Origin of the sequence: Luedemannella helvata, assembly GCF_039528415.1 — a bacterium.
Lineage (GTDB): Bacteria > Actinomycetota > Actinomycetes > Mycobacteriales > Micromonosporaceae > Luedemannella > Luedemannella helvata.
On sequence record NZ_BAAALS010000009.1, the window covers coordinates 18,125 to 34,703 of the forward strand.

13 protein-coding genes are annotated in these 16,579 nt (G+C 73.5%); 8 read left to right on the forward strand and 5 right to left on the reverse strand.

Annotated features, from left to right (window positions below; genetic code table 11):
* Positions 1-7 precede the first annotated feature (7 nt).
* Genes ABD191_RS11025 through ABD191_RS11035 form a run of 3 tightly spaced genes read left to right on the forward strand, consistent with a single transcriptional unit; the run spans position 8 to position 4,380 of the window.
* Positions 8-1,036, forward strand: a complete 1,029-nt coding sequence (locus ABD191_RS11025; protein ID WP_344079673.1) for a hypothetical protein — start codon at positions 8-10, stop codon at positions 1,034-1,036.
* Positions 1,037-1,039: 3 nt separating this feature from the next.
* Positions 1,040-2,731, forward strand: a complete 1,692-nt coding sequence (locus tag ABD191_RS11030; RefSeq protein WP_344079676.1) for a hypothetical protein — start codon at positions 1,040-1,042, stop codon at positions 2,729-2,731.
* Positions 2,728-4,380, forward strand: coding sequence for a VWA domain-containing protein (locus ABD191_RS11035; protein ID WP_344079679.1), 1,653 nt, complete (start codon positions 2,728-2,730; stop codon positions 4,378-4,380). The genes ABD191_RS11030 and ABD191_RS11035 overlap by 4 nt, the downstream gene beginning before the upstream one ends.
* 7 nt (positions 4,381-4,387) lie before the next feature.
* Here the strand turns inward: ABD191_RS11035 and ABD191_RS11040 are convergent, their stop codons facing one another.
* The 3 genes from ABD191_RS11040 to ABD191_RS11050 all read right to left on the reverse strand — a co-directional run bounded on the left by ABD191_RS11040 (position 4,388) and on the right by ABD191_RS11050 (position 6,744).
* Positions 4,388-5,260: a CPBP family intramembrane glutamic endopeptidase gene (locus tag ABD191_RS11040; protein WP_344079682.1), complete on the reverse strand. Its 873-nt coding sequence runs from the start codon at positions 5,258-5,260 to the stop codon at positions 4,388-4,390.
* Positions 5,261-5,326: 66 nt separating this feature from the next.
* Positions 5,327-5,701: a phospholipase A2 gene (locus ABD191_RS11045; RefSeq protein ID WP_344079685.1), complete on the reverse strand. Its 375-nt coding sequence runs from the start codon at positions 5,699-5,701 to the stop codon at positions 5,327-5,329.
* A gap of 80 nt (positions 5,702-5,781) precedes the next feature.
* Entirely contained in the window at positions 5,782-6,744 is a 963-nt protein-coding gene (locus ABD191_RS11050; RefSeq protein WP_344079688.1) for an EamA family transporter, read from the reverse strand.
* A 75-nt stretch (positions 6,745-6,819) separates the two neighbouring features.
* Between ABD191_RS11050 and ABD191_RS11055 the strand changes: the two genes are divergently transcribed.
* The 5 genes from ABD191_RS11055 (at position 6,820) to ABD191_RS11075 (ending at position 13,253) form a co-directional block, all read left to right on the forward strand.
* Positions 6,820-7,377, forward strand: a complete 558-nt coding sequence (locus tag ABD191_RS11055) for a CGNR zinc finger domain-containing protein (protein WP_344080156.1) — start codon at positions 6,820-6,822, stop codon at positions 7,375-7,377.
* 75 nt (positions 7,378-7,452) lie between these two features.
* Positions 7,453-8,016: a helix-turn-helix domain-containing protein gene (locus ABD191_RS11060; RefSeq protein WP_344079691.1), complete on the forward strand. Its 564-nt coding sequence runs from the start codon at positions 7,453-7,455 to the stop codon at positions 8,014-8,016.
* Positions 8,003-8,890: an SRPBCC family protein gene (locus tag ABD191_RS11065; protein ID WP_344079695.1), complete on the forward strand. Its 888-nt coding sequence runs from the start codon at positions 8,003-8,005 to the stop codon at positions 8,888-8,890. The genes ABD191_RS11060 and ABD191_RS11065 overlap by 14 nt, the downstream gene beginning before the upstream one ends.
* A gap of 130 nt (positions 8,891-9,020) precedes the next feature.
* A complete protein-coding gene (gene ggt, locus ABD191_RS11070) occupies positions 9,021-10,808 on the forward strand; it encodes a gamma-glutamyltransferase (protein ID WP_344079698.1) in 1,788 nt (595 codons plus the stop codon).
* Positions 10,809-10,859: 51 nt separating this feature from the next.
* Positions 10,860-13,253, forward strand: a complete 2,394-nt coding sequence (locus ABD191_RS11075; RefSeq protein WP_344079701.1) for a HelD family protein — start codon at positions 10,860-10,862, stop codon at positions 13,251-13,253.
* Here ABD191_RS11075 and ABD191_RS11080 read toward each other — a convergent pair.
* Positions 13,244-15,796 (reverse strand): ABC transporter permease, encoded by a 2,553-nt coding sequence (locus ABD191_RS11080; protein ID WP_344079704.1) that lies wholly within the window; start codon positions 15,794-15,796, stop codon positions 13,244-13,246. The genes ABD191_RS11075 and ABD191_RS11080 overlap by 10 nt on opposite strands.
* 7 nt (positions 15,797-15,803) lie before the next feature.
* Positions 15,804-16,574, reverse strand: a complete 771-nt coding sequence (locus ABD191_RS11085) for an ABC transporter ATP-binding protein (RefSeq protein WP_344080158.1) — start codon at positions 16,572-16,574, stop codon at positions 15,804-15,806.
* Positions 16,575-16,579 lie beyond the last annotated feature (5 nt).

Here is a 16,579-nt window from a genome sequence, read left to right on the forward strand (position 1 = left end):
AGGATCCGTGGCGAGGAAGTACCCCGACCGGTTCGCGCCGGCCGACGAGCCTGACGACGTCGGGTTCACCACCGCCACCGCCGCGCGGGACGGCGGGGAGGACCTCTTTGAGGACCTTGAGGACGAGCTCGAGGACCTGGATGGACACCGCATCAGCACGTGGGGCGGTTCCGGCGCCGGCAAGAGCACGTTCCTCGCGGCCCTGAGCCGGGCGGCGCTGACCGCGACGGGCGACAGCTCGGGGTGGACGGTGGCGCCCGTCGACGAGCCGTCCGCGACCTACCTCGCGACGGCCGCGGCGAGCCTGCAGCAGCGTGCTTTTCCCATGCCGTCGCAGCGGCGGGAGATCTACCGGTTCGCGCTGCTGCGGCGCGCGCAGGCCGACGGTACGGGTGTGGTGCGGGCCGAGCTGCGGGTCACCGACGGGTCGGGCGACGACACCGCGATGAGCGATATGGCGCTGGCCGGTGACGTTGACGAGATGCTGGCGTCCGACGGGTTTCTGTTCCTGTTCGACCCGACGCTGCCCGCGAAGGGAAAGTCCAACAGCGAGACGCTGGATCCGCTGGTCGTGTTCCTCAAGCAGCGGGCGGAGGAAACCCAGACCTGGGTCGACGCGCGGCTGCCCCACTACGTGGCCGTGTGCGTGACGAAGTTCGACAACGAGGAGGTGTTCCGGCGCTCGCTGCGCGGTGGCTGGGTGAACCAGGATCCGGACACCCGCATGCCGTGCGTGCGGCCGGTCGACGCCGCGAAGTATGTGGCCTGGATGTGTGCGGAGCTCGGCGAGACGAGCGTGCACGAGACGATCCAGGGCGATTTCCATCCGGACCGGATCCGCTTCTTCGTGTCGTCGGCGATCGGGTTTCACCAGACGCCGCGACAGGGCTTTGACTCCCATGCCGGCAACCCGTTCAACTACGACAGGCAGCCGGGCAGGGCGCCGCGCATCCGCGGCGCGATCCACCCGATCAACGTCCTCGAGCCCGTCGTGTGGCTGCAGGACCGGTTGCGCCAGCACGGCGAGCGGTTCTAGGCGGTGGCAGGTCGGCCGGCGCCCGAATGGCGGTGGGCGGTGCGCGGCAAGCGTCCCGGCGCCGCGGACGACTTCGCGGTCATCGCCGACTCGACCGGCGGGCGCCAGCGCGCCGACCTGGACCGGATCACGCGGCGGATGATCCCCGGCAATCCGGGCGCGACCACGCGTGGGCCGGCGGCCCTGCCCTGGGTCATGGCCGGGCCGGTCGCCGGTGACCGCATCGGTGTCGCGATCATCGACTGGCCGGAGGAGCCGGTGCACGACGCGTTCGGCCGGCCCGCCGTCGAGATGCGCTACGTCGACTGCGCCTTCGCCCACCTGGCCGATGCGGGTGTCGGCTACGACCAGCTCGCCGGGGTCGTGAGCGGGCTGCGCCTGCCGCCCGCCGGGCCGCTGGCCCCGGCCCTCGGCCCGCCGGACCTGGCCGCCACGGCTCGCCTCATCGACGAGGACTTCTCCTGGTACGCGGCCACCGCCGCGTCGTTGCTCGACGGCGCCCTCGTGCTGCGCGACGCGCCGGACGTGCCGGTCGTGCGGCGCGTCCACCTGCTGGAGGCGCTGTCCTCGTTGCTGCCCTACGGCGTGCGGGGGGAGCTGAGCCTGTCCACGTACCTCTCGCCGCTGACGGCGACGAACACCCGGCTGGGGTTCGGCGCCGGGGCGGTGCGCGGCGTGCGGTCGGTGCCCTGGCGCGGGCCCGGCGGCGGGCCGCGTCTGTCGGCCGCGGCCCGCCGCTACCTGGGCCTCCTGCGCGAGATCCGGGACGCGGCCGGCGCCGACACCCGGGCGTTGCTGGCCACGCTGCGCGCCGACGAGCGGCGCCTCCCGCTCGCCGATGGGCGGGCCGTCGTCGCCCACGCCGAGGCCCTCCGGCAGCAGATGACGACCCTGGCACAGCTGCGTGCCGGTCAGGCGCGCCCGTCAGCGGTCGAGCGGGTGCTGAGGTGGAGCTCCCTGAAGCTGTTCCAGGCGAGCGAGTGGAAGCTGCTGCTGGACTCCTACGTGCGGCACACACCCGTCACTGAGCTTGACGTGAACCTGTTGCGGCGGCAGCGGCCGAGCCAGGTCATCCCGCTGTTGGCCGCGCACGCCGTGGACGCTGTCGACCTCGACGCGGCGCGGGCGTACCTGGGGACCGGGCGGCGGCTCGGCGTGCTGGACGAGGTCGTCGGCGACATGGTGGCGAAGGCCGTGACCCGGCCCGACGCCGCGGCGGCCGCGCGGCGCGCGGTCACGGTGCTCCTCGAGGTGGCCGGGGGGCGCGACGAGCTGCGGGCGGCGGTGGCCGAGGAGGAGCAGGCGTGCCGGGGCCTGGCGGCCGCGCTGATCCTCGGCCCTGACCCGCGCCTGGACCTGGCCGCCGCCTTCGTCCGATGGCTGTGCTCCGGGCCGGGGCGGCCCGCGTCGTGGCTGGCCGGCTACGCTGCCGCGTTGTCGGGTACCGCCGTCGAGTGGACGGGCCCGTGGCACCCGTCGGCGCGTGACGCCGCCGCGATCGTGGTGGCCGCGGCCGAGAACGGGAACCTCGACCTGGTCGCGGCCCCGGTCTGGGCATCGCTGACCGGCGACCTTGACCAGGCGTGGCGGGACCGGCTGGGCGGGGTGCTGCGCGACCTGCCGCCCCGGTACGTGGACCGCCTGCCCGGCGACGTCCGGGACGCCTTCCTCGGAAAGGACCAGAAGCGACGGTGAATCACATCCGGGTGGCGGTGGCCGCGGCGGTGCTCGCCGCGGTGCCGCTGGTGGGGGTCGGTACGGCCGCGGCGTCCGCGCCGCCCGTCACGGTCGAGGACCTCTATGCCGCGTTGAGCGTGCGGGACGTGCCGGCCGAGTACGTCATTCTCGTGGACGTGTCCAGCTCCATGCAGGACGGTGTCGACCTCTACAACCCCGTCAGGCGGCACCTGCGTGAGTTCCTCGCCAACCTTTCCGAGATCGACCACGTCACCGTGATCCCGTTCGCGGAGGCAGCGCAGACCAGGCGGGTCGTGGAGGGACAGGTGGGCCGCCAGCCCGACCGGCTGCTGCGCGGGTTGCCCGCGACCGCCGAGGGCCGCGAGACCGACATGGGAACGGCCATGGAGAAGGCGGTGGCGCGGCTGGCGCGGCCCGGCCGCCCGGCGATCGCGGCGGTGTTCATGCTGACCGACGGCCGGCACACGACGCTGCCGGGCTCCGGCAGCGCGTATCCCACCGCGTCCGGGCGCCAGTGGAACCGGTTGCGCGACGCGGCCGACAAGATGATCGCCACGAAGCAGCACTTCTCCGCGTACTTCACCCTGCTGGGCCGCAACGCCAGTGGGCGCGAGGGCCGCGGCTGCGCCTCGTACTCGGCGGGCGAGTTGCGCAGCAACCCGTTCTGCCGGGTGTTCCACGACGGTGCGGCTCTCGCGCCGGCCACGGTGTCCGACCTCGACCGGCGGCTGAACGCCCCCCGTACGGCCGTCCTGGCGGCCAAGGTCCGCGCGGCCTTGGGCGAGGACCCGCGGCGGGCGGTGGCGGTGCGCTGGTCGTCAGCTGCCGTGCGGTTCGTGTCCGGTACGGCCACGGCGCGCGTCGCGCTCAGCAATCCGACCCGGCTGCCGCTCACGGTGTCCGACCTGCGCGTGGACACGCCGGGCGGCGACGTGACGGCACGATTGTCCGCTACGGGCGTGGAGCTGGCGCCACACGCGACGACGACGGTCGACGTGACACTGACCTGGGCCGCCGGTCGGTCGTACAGTCCCGCCACGCTGGTTCCGATCCACCGGAGGTCACGGTTGACCGCGACGGTCGAGTCCCCGTTCTCACGAATCCTGACCGAGCAGATCGGCGTGCGGCCGGCGTGGCGGCTCGCCGACAACGATCTCGCCGTGACCGGCGGCGGCGCGGGCGACCATCTACCGCTGCTGATCACCGGGGTGGTGGGCCTGCTGGTGGTGGCCGTGCTCATCGTGGTCTACCGGTTCCCCCGGCTGCAGGGCACCCTGGTGGCGCTTCCGGTGCTGCCGGCGCGTAAGCACAACGACGGGGTCCTCGAGCCGAACGTCAAGGTGCCGGCCCCGGCGGCGAAGTCGCCCCGGCCGGAGCCGTACGAGCGCATCGAGCTGTCCGGCCGCCGCCCGAGGCCGTTCGTCCTGGGGCCGTCGGCCATCCGCGAACGCTACGGGGTGCCCGGCGAGGGAACGGTCCGGATGCGGCACGTGGACCAGCCGTCGTTCCGCCGGTCCGATCTCCGCGTGGAGATCACCTATGGTCCGTCGGACGACGACGAACGCTTCGTCACCGCCCTGTGCCGGCCGAACGACCATGTGATCATCAACGGTGTGCGGTTCGAGTGGCACCTGACCCGGCGGTGAGCCGGCCTCACAGGAACGCCAGGGGCAGGGTGTTGATGATGGTGTGCGCGGCGATCTGCGCCCACGCGTTGCGGTAGCGCGACCACAGGTACCCGAGGAACAGTCCCGCCGTGCCCTGGAACACCACGATGGCGGCCAGCGTGACCGGCAGCCCGCCGAGCGGTGAGGCTGTCTGGCCGTGCGTGGGCAGGTGCAGGAGCGCGAACAGGAGCGCGCCCGCCACGATGGCCGGCCACCGGCCGAGCGCCGCCTCCAGCCGCGTCTGCAGGATGACCCGGTAGAACAGTTCCTCGGCCACGTTCGCGGTGAAGAAGGTGATCGTCGCCGCGAGGGCGAGCACGGCCGGGTCGGGGTAGTCGGCGGCGTCCGGATGCGAGCCGGCGAACGGGCCGACGCTGGTGAGCAGCGCGAACGCGGCCAGGGCGGGCAGCGGGCCCCACCAGCGCCAGCCGCCGCGCGGCGACCACAGGTCCGGGGTGCCGAGCCAGTTGTCCCGGTACAGGCCCCAGGTCAGCAGGACAAACACGAGTACCTTGCTCAGCGCCCACACTCCACCCACCGTCTCGGTCGGCGCCCCGAGCAGCAGGGCCACGTAGAGTGCGATCGGCAGGCCGGCCGCGATGGCGACGAGCTGCCACGCCTGGCGGATCGCGGTCGCGGTGGCCATGCCCGGCATGGCGTCCAGGGTGGGGAGGCGCAGCGGCACGAGCCGCACGAGCAGCAGCCCGACGAGTGCCGGCACGAGCGCGTCGTCGAGTCCGATGAGGTCGGTGGAGTCCGCGGACGGCCGCAGCCCTCGATGGCCCGTGAGTACCAGCCCGACCAGCGCGCCGCCGAACGCGGCCAACCCCGCGATGAGCACGGCGCGCCCAACCACCACTCGCGACAACGATTCCTCCCCATGCCGGTGGTCAATCCTGACATGGAGTGCCGCGGTGGCACGCGGTCAGCCGACGGGGGTGCGGATGCGGTCGCGGGGGTTGGGGCGATGGTAGAAGTAGTCGCCCAGCAGGCGTACCGCGCCGTAGTACAGGTAGGCGGTGGCCGTGCAGGCGCTCGCGGCCACCGGCGGGCGCCCGCGGCACGCGGCGCGCATGTCCCGCAGGAAGCGCCGGTCGCAGATTGCCCGGCTGGCCCGGTGCCCGGCGTAGCAGCCGTCGTGGTGCACGCACGCGTGTCGGAACACCAGGTCGGGGGCTGCCGTGCAGCCGTCCGTCGGCCAGGGGTGCTGCCCGTCATGGGCGTGCGCCGGCGCGCCGGCGCCGACGGCCGCGACCGTCACGGCGGCGACCAGCACGCCCTTCACGCCCGTACACCGCATTAGTGTCATTGTGCCGTGCCGGGGGCGTCGGCCTGGCGCAGTGCGCCCGTTCATCGCCTGTTCGAGGGCGCTGGCGCGCGTCAGGCGACCACGGGCGCCCGTTCGGGCGCGACGGTCGGCGCGGTCGTGCTGGCGCGCAGCTCGTCGAGGCGCACCAGCGCCACGCCCGCGATGATGAGCGCGCCGCCGGCGAACTGGATCAGGGTGGGCAGCTCGTTGAGCGCCAGCCAGGCGATCAGGATCGCGAACAGCACCTCGGTGAGGCCCACGAACGACGACAGCCGCGCGTCGAGGATGCGGGCCGCCCCGATGCCGGCCAGGTAGGACGCCACGCCGGCGACCAGTGACAGGCCGAGGATGGGCACCACCCAGCTGGTCTCGAAGCCGGCGAGGTGGACGTCGCCGAAGGTGGCCGTCATGGGTAGCGCGCCGGCCGCGCCGAGCGCCGCCAGGACGGCGCCGCCGATGAGCATGCCGCCGCTGGCCAGCGCCGTTGCCGGCAGGCGGGGGTCCACGCGGGCCGACATCAGGAAGTACGCCGCCAGGCCGATCCCCGCGAACAGGCCCCAGGCGACGCCGGCCAGCGACAGCGTGCTGTCGCCGGTGAGGTCGAGCACCAGCGCGAGGCCTGCGATCGCGGCGACCGAGCCGGTCACGGTGAGGCGCCGGGGCCGTTGCCCGTGCACCGCCCACATCCAGCCCACGACGAGGATGATGGCGAGGTATTCCAGCAGCAGCGCGACGCCGATCGGCAGGTAGCGCACCGCGTTGAAGAAGCCGACCTGGGCCCCGGCGACGGCGAGCAGCCCGAACAGGACCAGCGCGGGCGCGTTGCCGCGCAACAGGTGCCACCGCGTGCGGAGCGCGAACGCGGCGGGGACCGCGAGCACCAGGCCGGCGGTCGTCACCCGCACCGCGACGGCGAACTCAGCCGACCAGCCGGCCGCGATCAGCGACCGGGCGAAGGTGCCCGAGGTGCCGAAGGTGGCGGCCGACAGCAGCGCCAGGGCGAGGCCGAGTCCGGCGGAGCGGTCGGAGCACACGGTGATCTCCCCGTTGTCATGAGTAAAGGTGGGCTATGGTGATGACGGTAGGTTGCCTGCGTGACAGGAGTCAAGGTGGTTTTCGCTCATGACACCGAGGTCGCTCTCACGACGGCGGCGGCGCTGGTCAACACGGCCGCCGAGGAGGAGCGCCTGCCGGACGTGGCCGCCCTCGACGCGTTCCTGACCGAGCGGCAGTGGACCGGCCGGCGCGAGGGCACCCGGGCCGAACTGGAATCCGTGTGGGCGCTGCGGCCGCGGCTGCGCCGCCTGTGGTTCGCCGCCGAGGACGAGGTCGTGGCCAGCGTCAACGCGCTGCTGCGCGACAACCACGCGCTGCCTCAGCTCGTGCGCCACAACGAATGGCCGTACCACCTGCACGCCACGTCGCCGGACGCGCCGCTGGCCGCCCGGATGGCTGTCGAGGCCGCGATGGGGCTCGTCGACGTGGTGCGCACGGGGGAGCTGGGCCGGCTGCGCGTGTGCGACTACCCCGACTGCGACAACGTGCTCGTCGACCTGTCGAAGAACCGTTCGCGCCGGTTCTGCGAGGCCGGCTGCGGCAACCGGGCGGCCGTCAACGCCTACCGCGCCCGCCGTGCGGCCGCCGGCCGACAGCCCGCCCATCGCTGAACCACCTCCAGCCCGTCCGCCGACACCCATGAGCTATTGACAAAGACATCCTTTATGTAAAAACTAGTTTTTGCAATGAGAGACATCGTCTACCTCGACCAGATCGAGCAGGCTGAGGCCCTGCTCAAGCCGCAGCGCATCGAAGTGCTGCGCCAGCTCGCCGTGCCCCGGTCCTGCACCGAGGTGGCGGTGGAGCTCGACCAGACCCCGCAGCGGGTCTACTACCACGTCAAGCGCCTGCTCGATGCGGACCTGGTGCGTCAGGTGGCCGAGCGGCGCGTGCGGGGCATCCAGGAGGGCATCTACCAGGCGGCCGGCCGCTCCTACTGGCTGTCCCCGCGCCTGGTCGGTCGCATCGGGCTGCGCCGGACCCGCGACCGGCTCAGCATCGGCTACCTGGTCGACCTGATGGAGGACGTGCAGGCCGACCTCGCCGCGCTCGACCTCGCCCGGCCGGACCTGCCGTCGCTCGGGGTGTCCGGAGACATCCGGGTGCGCCCGGAGCAGCGCCAGGCGTTTCTCGAAGAGTTGCAGCAGACGCTGCAGGACCTGTTCACCCGCTATGGCGGTGCCGACGGCGACGCGTTCCGCCTCGCCGTCGCCTGCTACCCCAAGGGAGATCCCGATGATCGAGCCTGACCTGCGCATGAGCGCGTTTCTGGCCGCCCCGCTCGCGACCGTGTACGAGGCGCTCACCGACCCGGCCGCGTTGCGTGTCTGGCTGGCCGAGCACGCCGAGGTCGACCTGCCCGGCAGGTACGAGTTCTGGGGCCGCTACACGCCTGACGGCGCCCGGCCGCACCAGCGCGTGCTGCATGTGGACGAGCGCACCATCCGGTTCGCGTGGACCCTCGACGGCATCGAGACCACGACCGAGTTCCGGCTCGACGAGGACGGGGACGGCACGCTGATCACGCTGAGCCAGACCGAACTGCCGAGCTTCGAGGACGTCATCGCCGACAAGGGCGGCGCCCGGGGGGCGCTGCAGCCGTTCTGGGGCCTGGCGATCGCGAACCTCGCGGACTACCTGGCCGGCCGCGCGCCGACCCCGAAGTGCGACTTCACGTCGGCCGAGCAGCGCGCCGAAGTGGTCATCGACGCGGCGCCGGAGGTCGTGTTCGACTCGATGACCCGGGCGGACCAGTTCCTGCGATGGTTCGGCGCCCATGTGGACATCGAGCCCCACGTGGGCGGCCGGTTCGCGATGGGCGGCTTCGAAGTGGACCCCGGGGGCGCCCGGTTCGTCGAGTTCGAACCCGGCCGCAAGGCCACGCTGCGGTTCGCCGACGGCATGACCACCAGCTGGGAGCTGGACGGATCGGACGGCAAAACCCGGCTCACGGTCGTGCAGAGCGGCTTCGACCCCGCCAACCCGCCGTACCCGGGCTGGGCCGGCTGGCTGACCGGGCTCGCCGCGCTGCGGCGCTATCACGAGCTGCCCGGCTGGCGTCCGATCTGGCGCCAGATGAAGGTCGCCGGCGTACCCGACGACATGTTCGTCACCGAGGGATGACCAGGGCCGTGCCGCGCCAGGGTGGTACCCGCGCGCACCGCCCTGGCGCGGCACGGTGACCGTGGGTTGCCGTGGCGTCACCGCCGATGGTAGGCAGGACATAGAGCCGAGCCGATTCCTGGGAGGCGACATGGCGCGCACGATCCTGGTCCGGACCGCGGCGGTGGCGGTCCTCGCGGCGGCGCTCGCCGGCGCCGACCCGGCGGTGGCCGGCCGGGTGCCGGGCGGGCCGACGGCGGTCGGCTACGGCGGCGCGGTCGCCACGGTCGACGCCGAGGCGACCCGGGTGGGCCTCGAGGTGCTCCGCGAGGGCGGCAACGCGGTCGACGCCGCGATCGCGGCCGCCGCCGCCCTCGGCGTGACGGAGCCGTTCTCCGCCGGCATCGGCGGTGGCGGTTTCCTGCTCTACTACGACGCGCGCACCGGGCGGGTGCACACGATCGACGGGCGCGAGTCCGCTCCCGCGAGCATGACGGCGACGTCGTTCATCGATCCGGCGACCGGGGCGCCGTACGCGTTCCAGGAGGCGCGCGTGAGTGGCCTGTCCGTCGGCGTGCCGGGGACGGTGGCCACCTGGGAGCGGGCGCTGCGGGACTTCGGCACGATCAGCCTGGCCGACGCGCTGCGTCCGGCGTCGACGGTGGCGCGAAAGGGCTTCCCGGTCGACGCGACCTTCCGGACCCAGGTCGCGGACAACGCGGCCGCGTTCGGGCAGTTCTCCTCAACGAGCGCGCTGTTCCTGCCGGGCGGGGCGCCGCCGGCCGTCGGCAGCACGTTCCGCAACCCGGACCTGGCCCGCACGTACGACCTGATCGGCCAGCGCGGGGCCGGCGCCTTCTACCGGGGACCGGTCGCCCGCGACATCGTTACGACGGTCACGGACCCGCCCGTCGCGGACACCCCGATCGGCACGTGGGCGTATCCGATCCGGCCGGCGACCCTGACCGTGCGTGACCTCGCCGGCTATGCCGTGCGCGAGCCCGCCCCGACCCGGGTCGGCTACCGGGGCTACCAGGTCCACGGGATGGCGACCCCGTCCAGCGGCGGTCAGGCGGTGGGCGAGGCGCTCAACATCCTGGAGCGCGCCGACCTGCCCCGCGAGCTGGCGCTGCACGGTTACCTGGAGGCCAGCGCGCTCGCGTTCGCCGACCGCAACCGCTACGTGGGCGACGGCACCCCGCGCGCCCTGCTCAACGAGCTGCTCAGCGACCGGTTCGCGGCCGAGCGGGCGTGCCTGATCGACCCGGGCGGGGCGCTGCCGAAGCCGGTCGCGCCCGGCGTCCCGGATGGCGCCTACGGCGGTTGCGCCGCCGCCACGGCGACGGAACCCGAGCTGGCCGGGCAGTCGACCACGAACCTCACGGTCGCCGACCGGTGGGGCAACGTCGTCGAGTACACGCTGACGATCGAGCAGATCGGCGGCAACGGCATGGTCGTGCCCGGCCGGGGCTTCCTGCTCAACAACGAGCTGACCGACTTCAACTTCGCCCCGACCCAGGGCGACGCGGCCGACCCGAACCTGCCCGCCGCCGGCAAGCGGCCCCGCAGTTCGATGGCGCCCACGATCGTCACCCGCGCCGGGCGGCCGGTGCTCGCCGTCGGTACCCCCGGCGGGTCCACGATCATCACGACCGTGCTGCAGATCCTGGTCAACCGGCTCGACCTCGGCATGAGCCTGCCCGAGGCGATCGCGGCGCCGCGTGCCACCCAGCGCAACACGGCCACCATCCCCGCCGAGCCGGCCTTCGACCGCGCGGCCCTGGAAGGGCTCGGGCACGTCTTCACCACGATGACGGAGATCGGGGCCGCGACCGGGATAGAACTGCTGCCGGACGGGCGCGTCGTGGCCGCCGCCGAGCCGGTGCGCAGAGGCGCCGGCACGGCCGGGGTGGTCCGCCCCGCCGGCGTGGTTCCGTAGTACGGGCCGTCGCGCCGACCCGCCGGTAAGCTGTCCCGACGGGGAGGCGGGTTGACTACTTGGGACTTACCGGACGCGACGGGCGAGGTCGCCGCTGAGCAGGCGTACCTCACCTCGCTGTACGCACGCCTGGACGCGCTGCGGGCGCTCACGGCCGAGCGGCTCGCCGACGTGCTGCGCGGCAGCGGCGCCGGCGGCACCCAGCAGGCGCGCAGCGAGCGCGACGCGGCGTACACGGCCTACAGCGACCGGCTCGGCGCGCTCAACGCCGCCGAGCAGGGCCTGTGCTTCGGGCGGCTGGACCTGCTCGACGGCGGGCGCCGCTACATCGGTCGCATCGGCCTGTCGGCCGACGCCGACGAGGACGAGGACGCCGAGCCGCCGCTCATGGACTGGCGCGCCCCCGCCGCCCGCCCGTTCTACCTGGCCACGGCCGCCGCGCCGGAGGGCGTGCGACGCCGGCGGCACATCCGTACCGCCGACCGGACGGTCACCGGCCTCGACGACGAGGTGCTCGACCTCGCGGTCGTCGACCCGGACGCGCACACCGACCTGACCGGCGAGGCCGTGCTGCTCGCCGCCCTCGGCGCGAGCCGCACCGGACGCATGCGCGACATCGTCACCACCATCCAGGCCGAGCAGGACCGGGTGATCCGGGCGCCCGCCTCCGGCGTGCTGGTCGTGCAGGGCGGCCCGGGCACCGGCAAGACGGCCGTGGCGCTGCACCGCGCGGCGTACCTGCTCTACACCCACCGCGAGCAGCTGTCCCAGCGCGGCGTGCTGATCGTGGGGCCCAACCCCACGTTCCTGCGCTACGTGGGCCACGTGCTGCCCTCGCTCGGCGAGACCGGTGCGCTGCTGGCCACCCTCGGCGAGCTCTACCCGGGCGTACGGGCAACGCGGGCGGAGCCCGCCACCACCGCGGGCCTGAAGGGCCGCGCGGACATGGCCGGCGTCGTGGCCGCGGCCCTCGCCGACCGGCAGTGGGTGCCCGAGGAGGCCCTCGACGTGGTGCTGGCCTCCGGCGAGGAGCTGACCCTGGACCGCGCCACGTGCCTGGGCATCCGGGACCGGGCGCGGCGGGCCGACGGCACCCACAACGAGGTGCGCCCGATCGTGGAGCGCCTCGTGGTCGACGCCCTCGCCGACCAGGTCGCCGACGTCATCGGCGCGGACGTGCTCAGCACGGAGGAGATGATCGGCTCCTCCGCGGTCGCGGACATCCTGGCCCAGTTGGGCGAGGACGTCGACCCGGTGGAGAACGGCAACCTGCTCGACCCCGGCGACGTCGAGGAGATCCGCCGCGAGCTGCGCGACGATCCGGGCGTGCGCGAGGCCGTCGACCGGCTCTGGCCCCGCCTGACGCCCCGTCGCCTGTTGTCCGACCTGTACGCGAGCCATGAGCGACTCGCCGCCGCCGCACCGCACCTGAGTGACGCCGAGCGCGCCGCGCTGCACCGGGAGCCGGGCGACGACTGGTCGCCCGCCGACGTCCCGCTCCTCGACGAGGCCGCCGAGCTGCTCGGCGAGGACGACCGGGCGGTGCGGATGCGCATCGCGATGGCCGAGCTGGAGGAGCGCCAGCGCGTCGAGTTCGCGGCGGGCGCCATGGAGATCGCGCTGGGCTCCCGGTCGATCGACCTCGAGGACGAGGACGACCCCGAGGTCCTCATGGCGCACGACCTGCTCGACGCGAGCCGCCTGGCCGAGCGGCACGTCGAGGGCGAGGGCCTCACGGTCGCCCAGCGCGCGGCGCGTGACCGCCGGTGGGCGTTCGGGCACGTGATCGTCGACGAGGCGCAGGAGCTGTCGCCCATGGCCTGGCGGCTGCTCATGCGCCGCTGCCCCAGCCGGTCGATGACCCTGGTCGGGGACGTGGCGCAGACCGGGGCGCTGGCCGGCAGCGCGTCGTGGGCACGCACGCTCGCCCCGTTCGTGGACGACCGGTGGCGCCTGGCCGAGCTGACGGTCAACTACCGCACCCCGGCGGAGGTCATGGCCGTGGCGGCGGACGTGCTCGCCGCGCTGGACCCGCCCGGCGAGCCGCCGCGCTCCGTGCGCGACACCGAGGGTGAGCCCTGGGCGCTGCGGGTGGCCCCGGCCGAGCTGGCGGCCGTGGTGGGCGACCTGGCCAAGGCCGAGTCGACCGCCGTACGCGACGGGCGGGTCGGGGTGCTCGTGCCCGAGGCGCGCCGGGCGGAGCTGGGCGGCACGGACGCGGACCTGGAGAGCCCGGTCGTCGTGCTCACCGTGGCGGAGGCCAAGGGCCTGGAGTTCGACTCCGTACTGGTCGTGGCTCCGGATGAGATCATCGCGGAGTCGCCGCGCGGCCTCAACGACCTGTACGTGGGGCTGACCCGCACGACCCGCCGCCTCGGCGTCGTACACACGGCGGACCTGCCGGCGGTGCTGGGCCGTCTCGTGCCGGCGCCGGCCTACTCGTAGGCGATGGCGCGCAGCACGTCGAGGCGGGCGGCCCGGATGGCCGGCAGGATCGCGGCCACCACGCCCGCCACGACGGCGAGCACCAGGACGGCCACGAGGTAGCCCCACGGCAGGGTCAGCGACAGGTAGCCGGAGCTGTCCAGGGCCACCACGATCGCGGTGCCCAGCGCGACACCCACGACGAGGCCGAGCAGCGCGCCGAACACGGAGATGAGGACGGACTCCACGCCGATCATGCGGGCGACCTGGCCGCGGCTCATGCCCACCGCCCGGATGAGCCCGATCTCGCGGGTGCGCTCGTAGATGGACAGCAGCAGCGTGTTGATCACCCCGAGGACGGCCACGACGATCGTCAGCCCCAGCAGGACGTTGAGGATGGCCAGGATGACGTCGAGGAACTGCTGGGCCTGGTCCACCACGGACGAGGCGTCCGCGACCGTGATCTCCGGATTGGCGGCGAACAGGGCCGTCAGTTCGTCCTTCACGGTCGGTACGGCCGCGTCGTCGGCGACGCGCACGTAGCCCTGCTGGGCCACCCGGGTCCGGAAGCCGGCCGCGTCGGCGGTGCTGATCAGCGGGCCGGAGACGAGCCTGCTGGTCTCGTAGATGCCCACCAGCCGCAGCGGGAACGTCCCGCCGCGCGGCGGGACCATGGTCGTCGTCGAACCCACGGTCAGGTTGTCGCGCGCGGCCGTGTCGGCGTCGATGACATACTCGCCGGCCCGCAGCGTCCGCAGCTCCCCGGCCGTGGCCCGCAGCGAGAAGATAACCTGTGCGGCGCCCACGTCGGTGGCGGCGACCACGGCGGTGCCCTGGCCCAGGCGCACGGTGTCGACCTGGAGCGCCAACGCGTCCGTGACCTCGGGGAGCTCGGTGATCCTGGAGATCAGCGCCGGGTCGAAGCCACCCTGACCGGTCGTGAGATCGCCCGCGATGACCAGCTGCGCGGTCAACTCCGCCCGGAACGCGTCGCTGATGCCGGCCTTCGCCGAACTGGCGAACACCCCCGCGCCGGTGGCGAGCGCCACGCCGATCATGAGGGCGGCCGCCGTCACGGCCGTACGGATCGGGTTGCGCCCGGTGTTGCGGGCGCCGAGCCGCCCCGGCGTGGTGAACGAGACGGGCCGGCCCAGGGTCGTGGTCACCGGCCGGCTGATCGCCGGGGCCAGCATGGCGACGCCGAGGAAGGCCAGCAGGGTCCCGCCGCCCAGCAGGAGGACGTTCTGGCCCTCCACCGCACCCGTGAGCCGCAGGGTGAGCAGGCCCGCGCCGGCGAGCAGGACGACCGCCCCCGCGATGGTGAGCGGTCCCAGTGGGCGCTCCGGGGCGGCCGACTCGCGCATCGCGGCCACGGGCGCCACCCGGCCCGCGCGCAGCGCCGGCACCAGCGCCGCGAGCACGGTGACGCCGACGCCGACCGCGAGGGTGGCGATGACCACGTACGGCCGCAGGATCACGCCGGTCACGGGCAGGCTCGTGTTGGCCAGGGCCTCCAACGCCGCCGTGAGCAGGTAGCCGACCCCGGCGCCGAGGACGAGCCCGACGAGCGAGGCGGCCAGCCCCAGCAGCGCGGCCTCGGCGAGGACGCCGCGCAGCACCTGCCCGCGCCCCGCCCCGAACGCGCGGTAGAGGGCCAGCTCCCGGGTCCGCTGCGCGACCAGCATGGCGAACGTGTTGAAGATCAGAAATGTACCCGTGAACAGCCCGATGAACGCGAAGACGGCCAGCCCGTTCTTGAGGATCCCGACGAACCCCTGCATCGCGTCGGCCTGCTCCTCGGCCACCTCGTCGGCGGTCTTCACCGCGTACCCCGGGCCGAGGGCGGCCGCGATGTCGTCGCGCAGGGCGGTCGGCGTCACGCCGGGTGTGGCGGTGACGTCCACCTGCGTGAACTTGCCGGGCGCGTCGATCATGACCCGCTGCGCGGTCGGCAGCGTGAACGCCACGTTCGTCTCGCCACCGAGGCTGTCGCGGTCGCCCTCGTACCCGAAGATGCCTACGACCTGGAACGTCTCGGGCTCCGGGCGCAGGGTCAGCACCTTCACGGTGCCGCCGACGGTCAGGTCGGCCGCGTCGGCGAGGGTCGCGTTGACCGCCACCTCGTCGGGCTGCACCGGGGCCCGGCCCTCGCGGAGCACGACGAACCCGCTGCCGTCGTCGACCCAGCTGCTGCCGTACCGGGGCGGGCCGGTGCTCGGCACGACCTTGCCGTCGGGGCCGATGACCCGGGCGCCGTCGACGAGCACCAGGCCGGTCGCCTTCGCCACACCCGGGACGGCCTCTATCTTGGCGAGCGCGGACGGGTCGACGAAGGCGGTCGGCGTGCTCGTCCCCGTCTGGCTGCGTGGCGCGTCGCTCACGGCGGTGACCTGAACGTCCAGGTCCTCCTGGGTCGTGGCGAACAGGTTCTCGAAGCCCTTGGCGATCGTGTCGCCGCCGACGAAGGCGCCCGTCATGAACATGGTGCCGAGCACCACGGCGAGCGCCGACAGCGCGAGGCGTAGTTTGTGCGTCAGCAGGCCGCGCAGCATCGCCCGGAGCACGGCGGGCTCACCTGGGTTCCGGCGGCGGGCCGGGCTCGTCGGGCCGGCCGAGCCGGGTGTCCAGGCTGCGCATCGTGTCGAGCACCAGGTCGGCTGTCGGGTCGGTGACCTCCTCGACGATCTGGCCGTCCACCAGGAACACGACCCGGTCGGCGTACGAGGCGGCGTTGGGGTCGTGGGTGACCATGATGATCGTCTGCCCGAACGTGCGGACGGAGGTGCGCAGGAACCGCAGGATCTCGGCCCCGGACTGGGAGTCCAGGTTGCCGGTCGGCTCGTCGCCGAAGATGACCTGGGGCCGGGACACGAGCGCCCGGGCGCACGCGACACGCTGTTGCTGACCGCCCGACAGCTGTGACGGGCGGTGGCTGAGGCGGTCGCCGAGGTCGACCGTGTCGATGATTTTGTCGAACCACCGCTGGTCGGGCTTGCGGCCGGCGATGGCGAGCGGCAGCAGGATGTTCTCCTTGGCCGTGAGCGTGGGCAGCAGGTTGAACTGCTGGAAGATGAAGCCGACGCGGTCGCGGCGGACCTTCGTCAGGCCGGCGTCGTTCAGTTGGGTGAGCACGGTGTCGCCGATGCGGACCTCGCCGCGGTTGACGGTGTCGAGGCCGGCCAGGCAGTGCATGAGGGTCGACTTGCCGGAACCCGACGGGCCCATGATCGCGGTGAGCTTCTGCCACTCGAACGCGACATTGATCCCGCGCAGTGCCACCACCTGGGCCTCGCCGGTGCCGTACACCTTCCACACGTCCTGTGCGGAGGCCGCGTTCCCCATCACAG

What these genes read in the sequence shown, in the direction of transcription:
- ABD191_RS11045 (WP_344079685.1), bottom strand. Translation starts at nt 5,701, where the DNA reads ATGCGGTGTACGGGCGTGAAGGGCGTGCTGGTCGCCGCCGTGACGGTC.
- ABD191_RS11060 (WP_344079691.1), top strand. Translation starts at nt 7,453, where the DNA reads ATGAGAGACATCGTCTACCTCGACCAGATCGAGCAGGCTGAGGCCCTG.
- ABD191_RS11065 (WP_344079695.1), top strand. Translation starts at nt 8,003, where the DNA reads ATGATCGAGCCTGACCTGCGCATGAGCGCGTTTCTGGCCGCCCCGCTC.
- ggt (WP_344079698.1), top strand. Translation starts at nt 9,021, where the DNA reads ATGGCGCGCACGATCCTGGTCCGGACCGCGGCGGTGGCGGTCCTCGCG.
- ABD191_RS11085 (WP_344080158.1), bottom strand. Translation starts at nt 16,574, where the DNA reads ATGGGGAACGCGGCCTCCGCACAGGACGTGTGGAAGGTGTACGGCACC.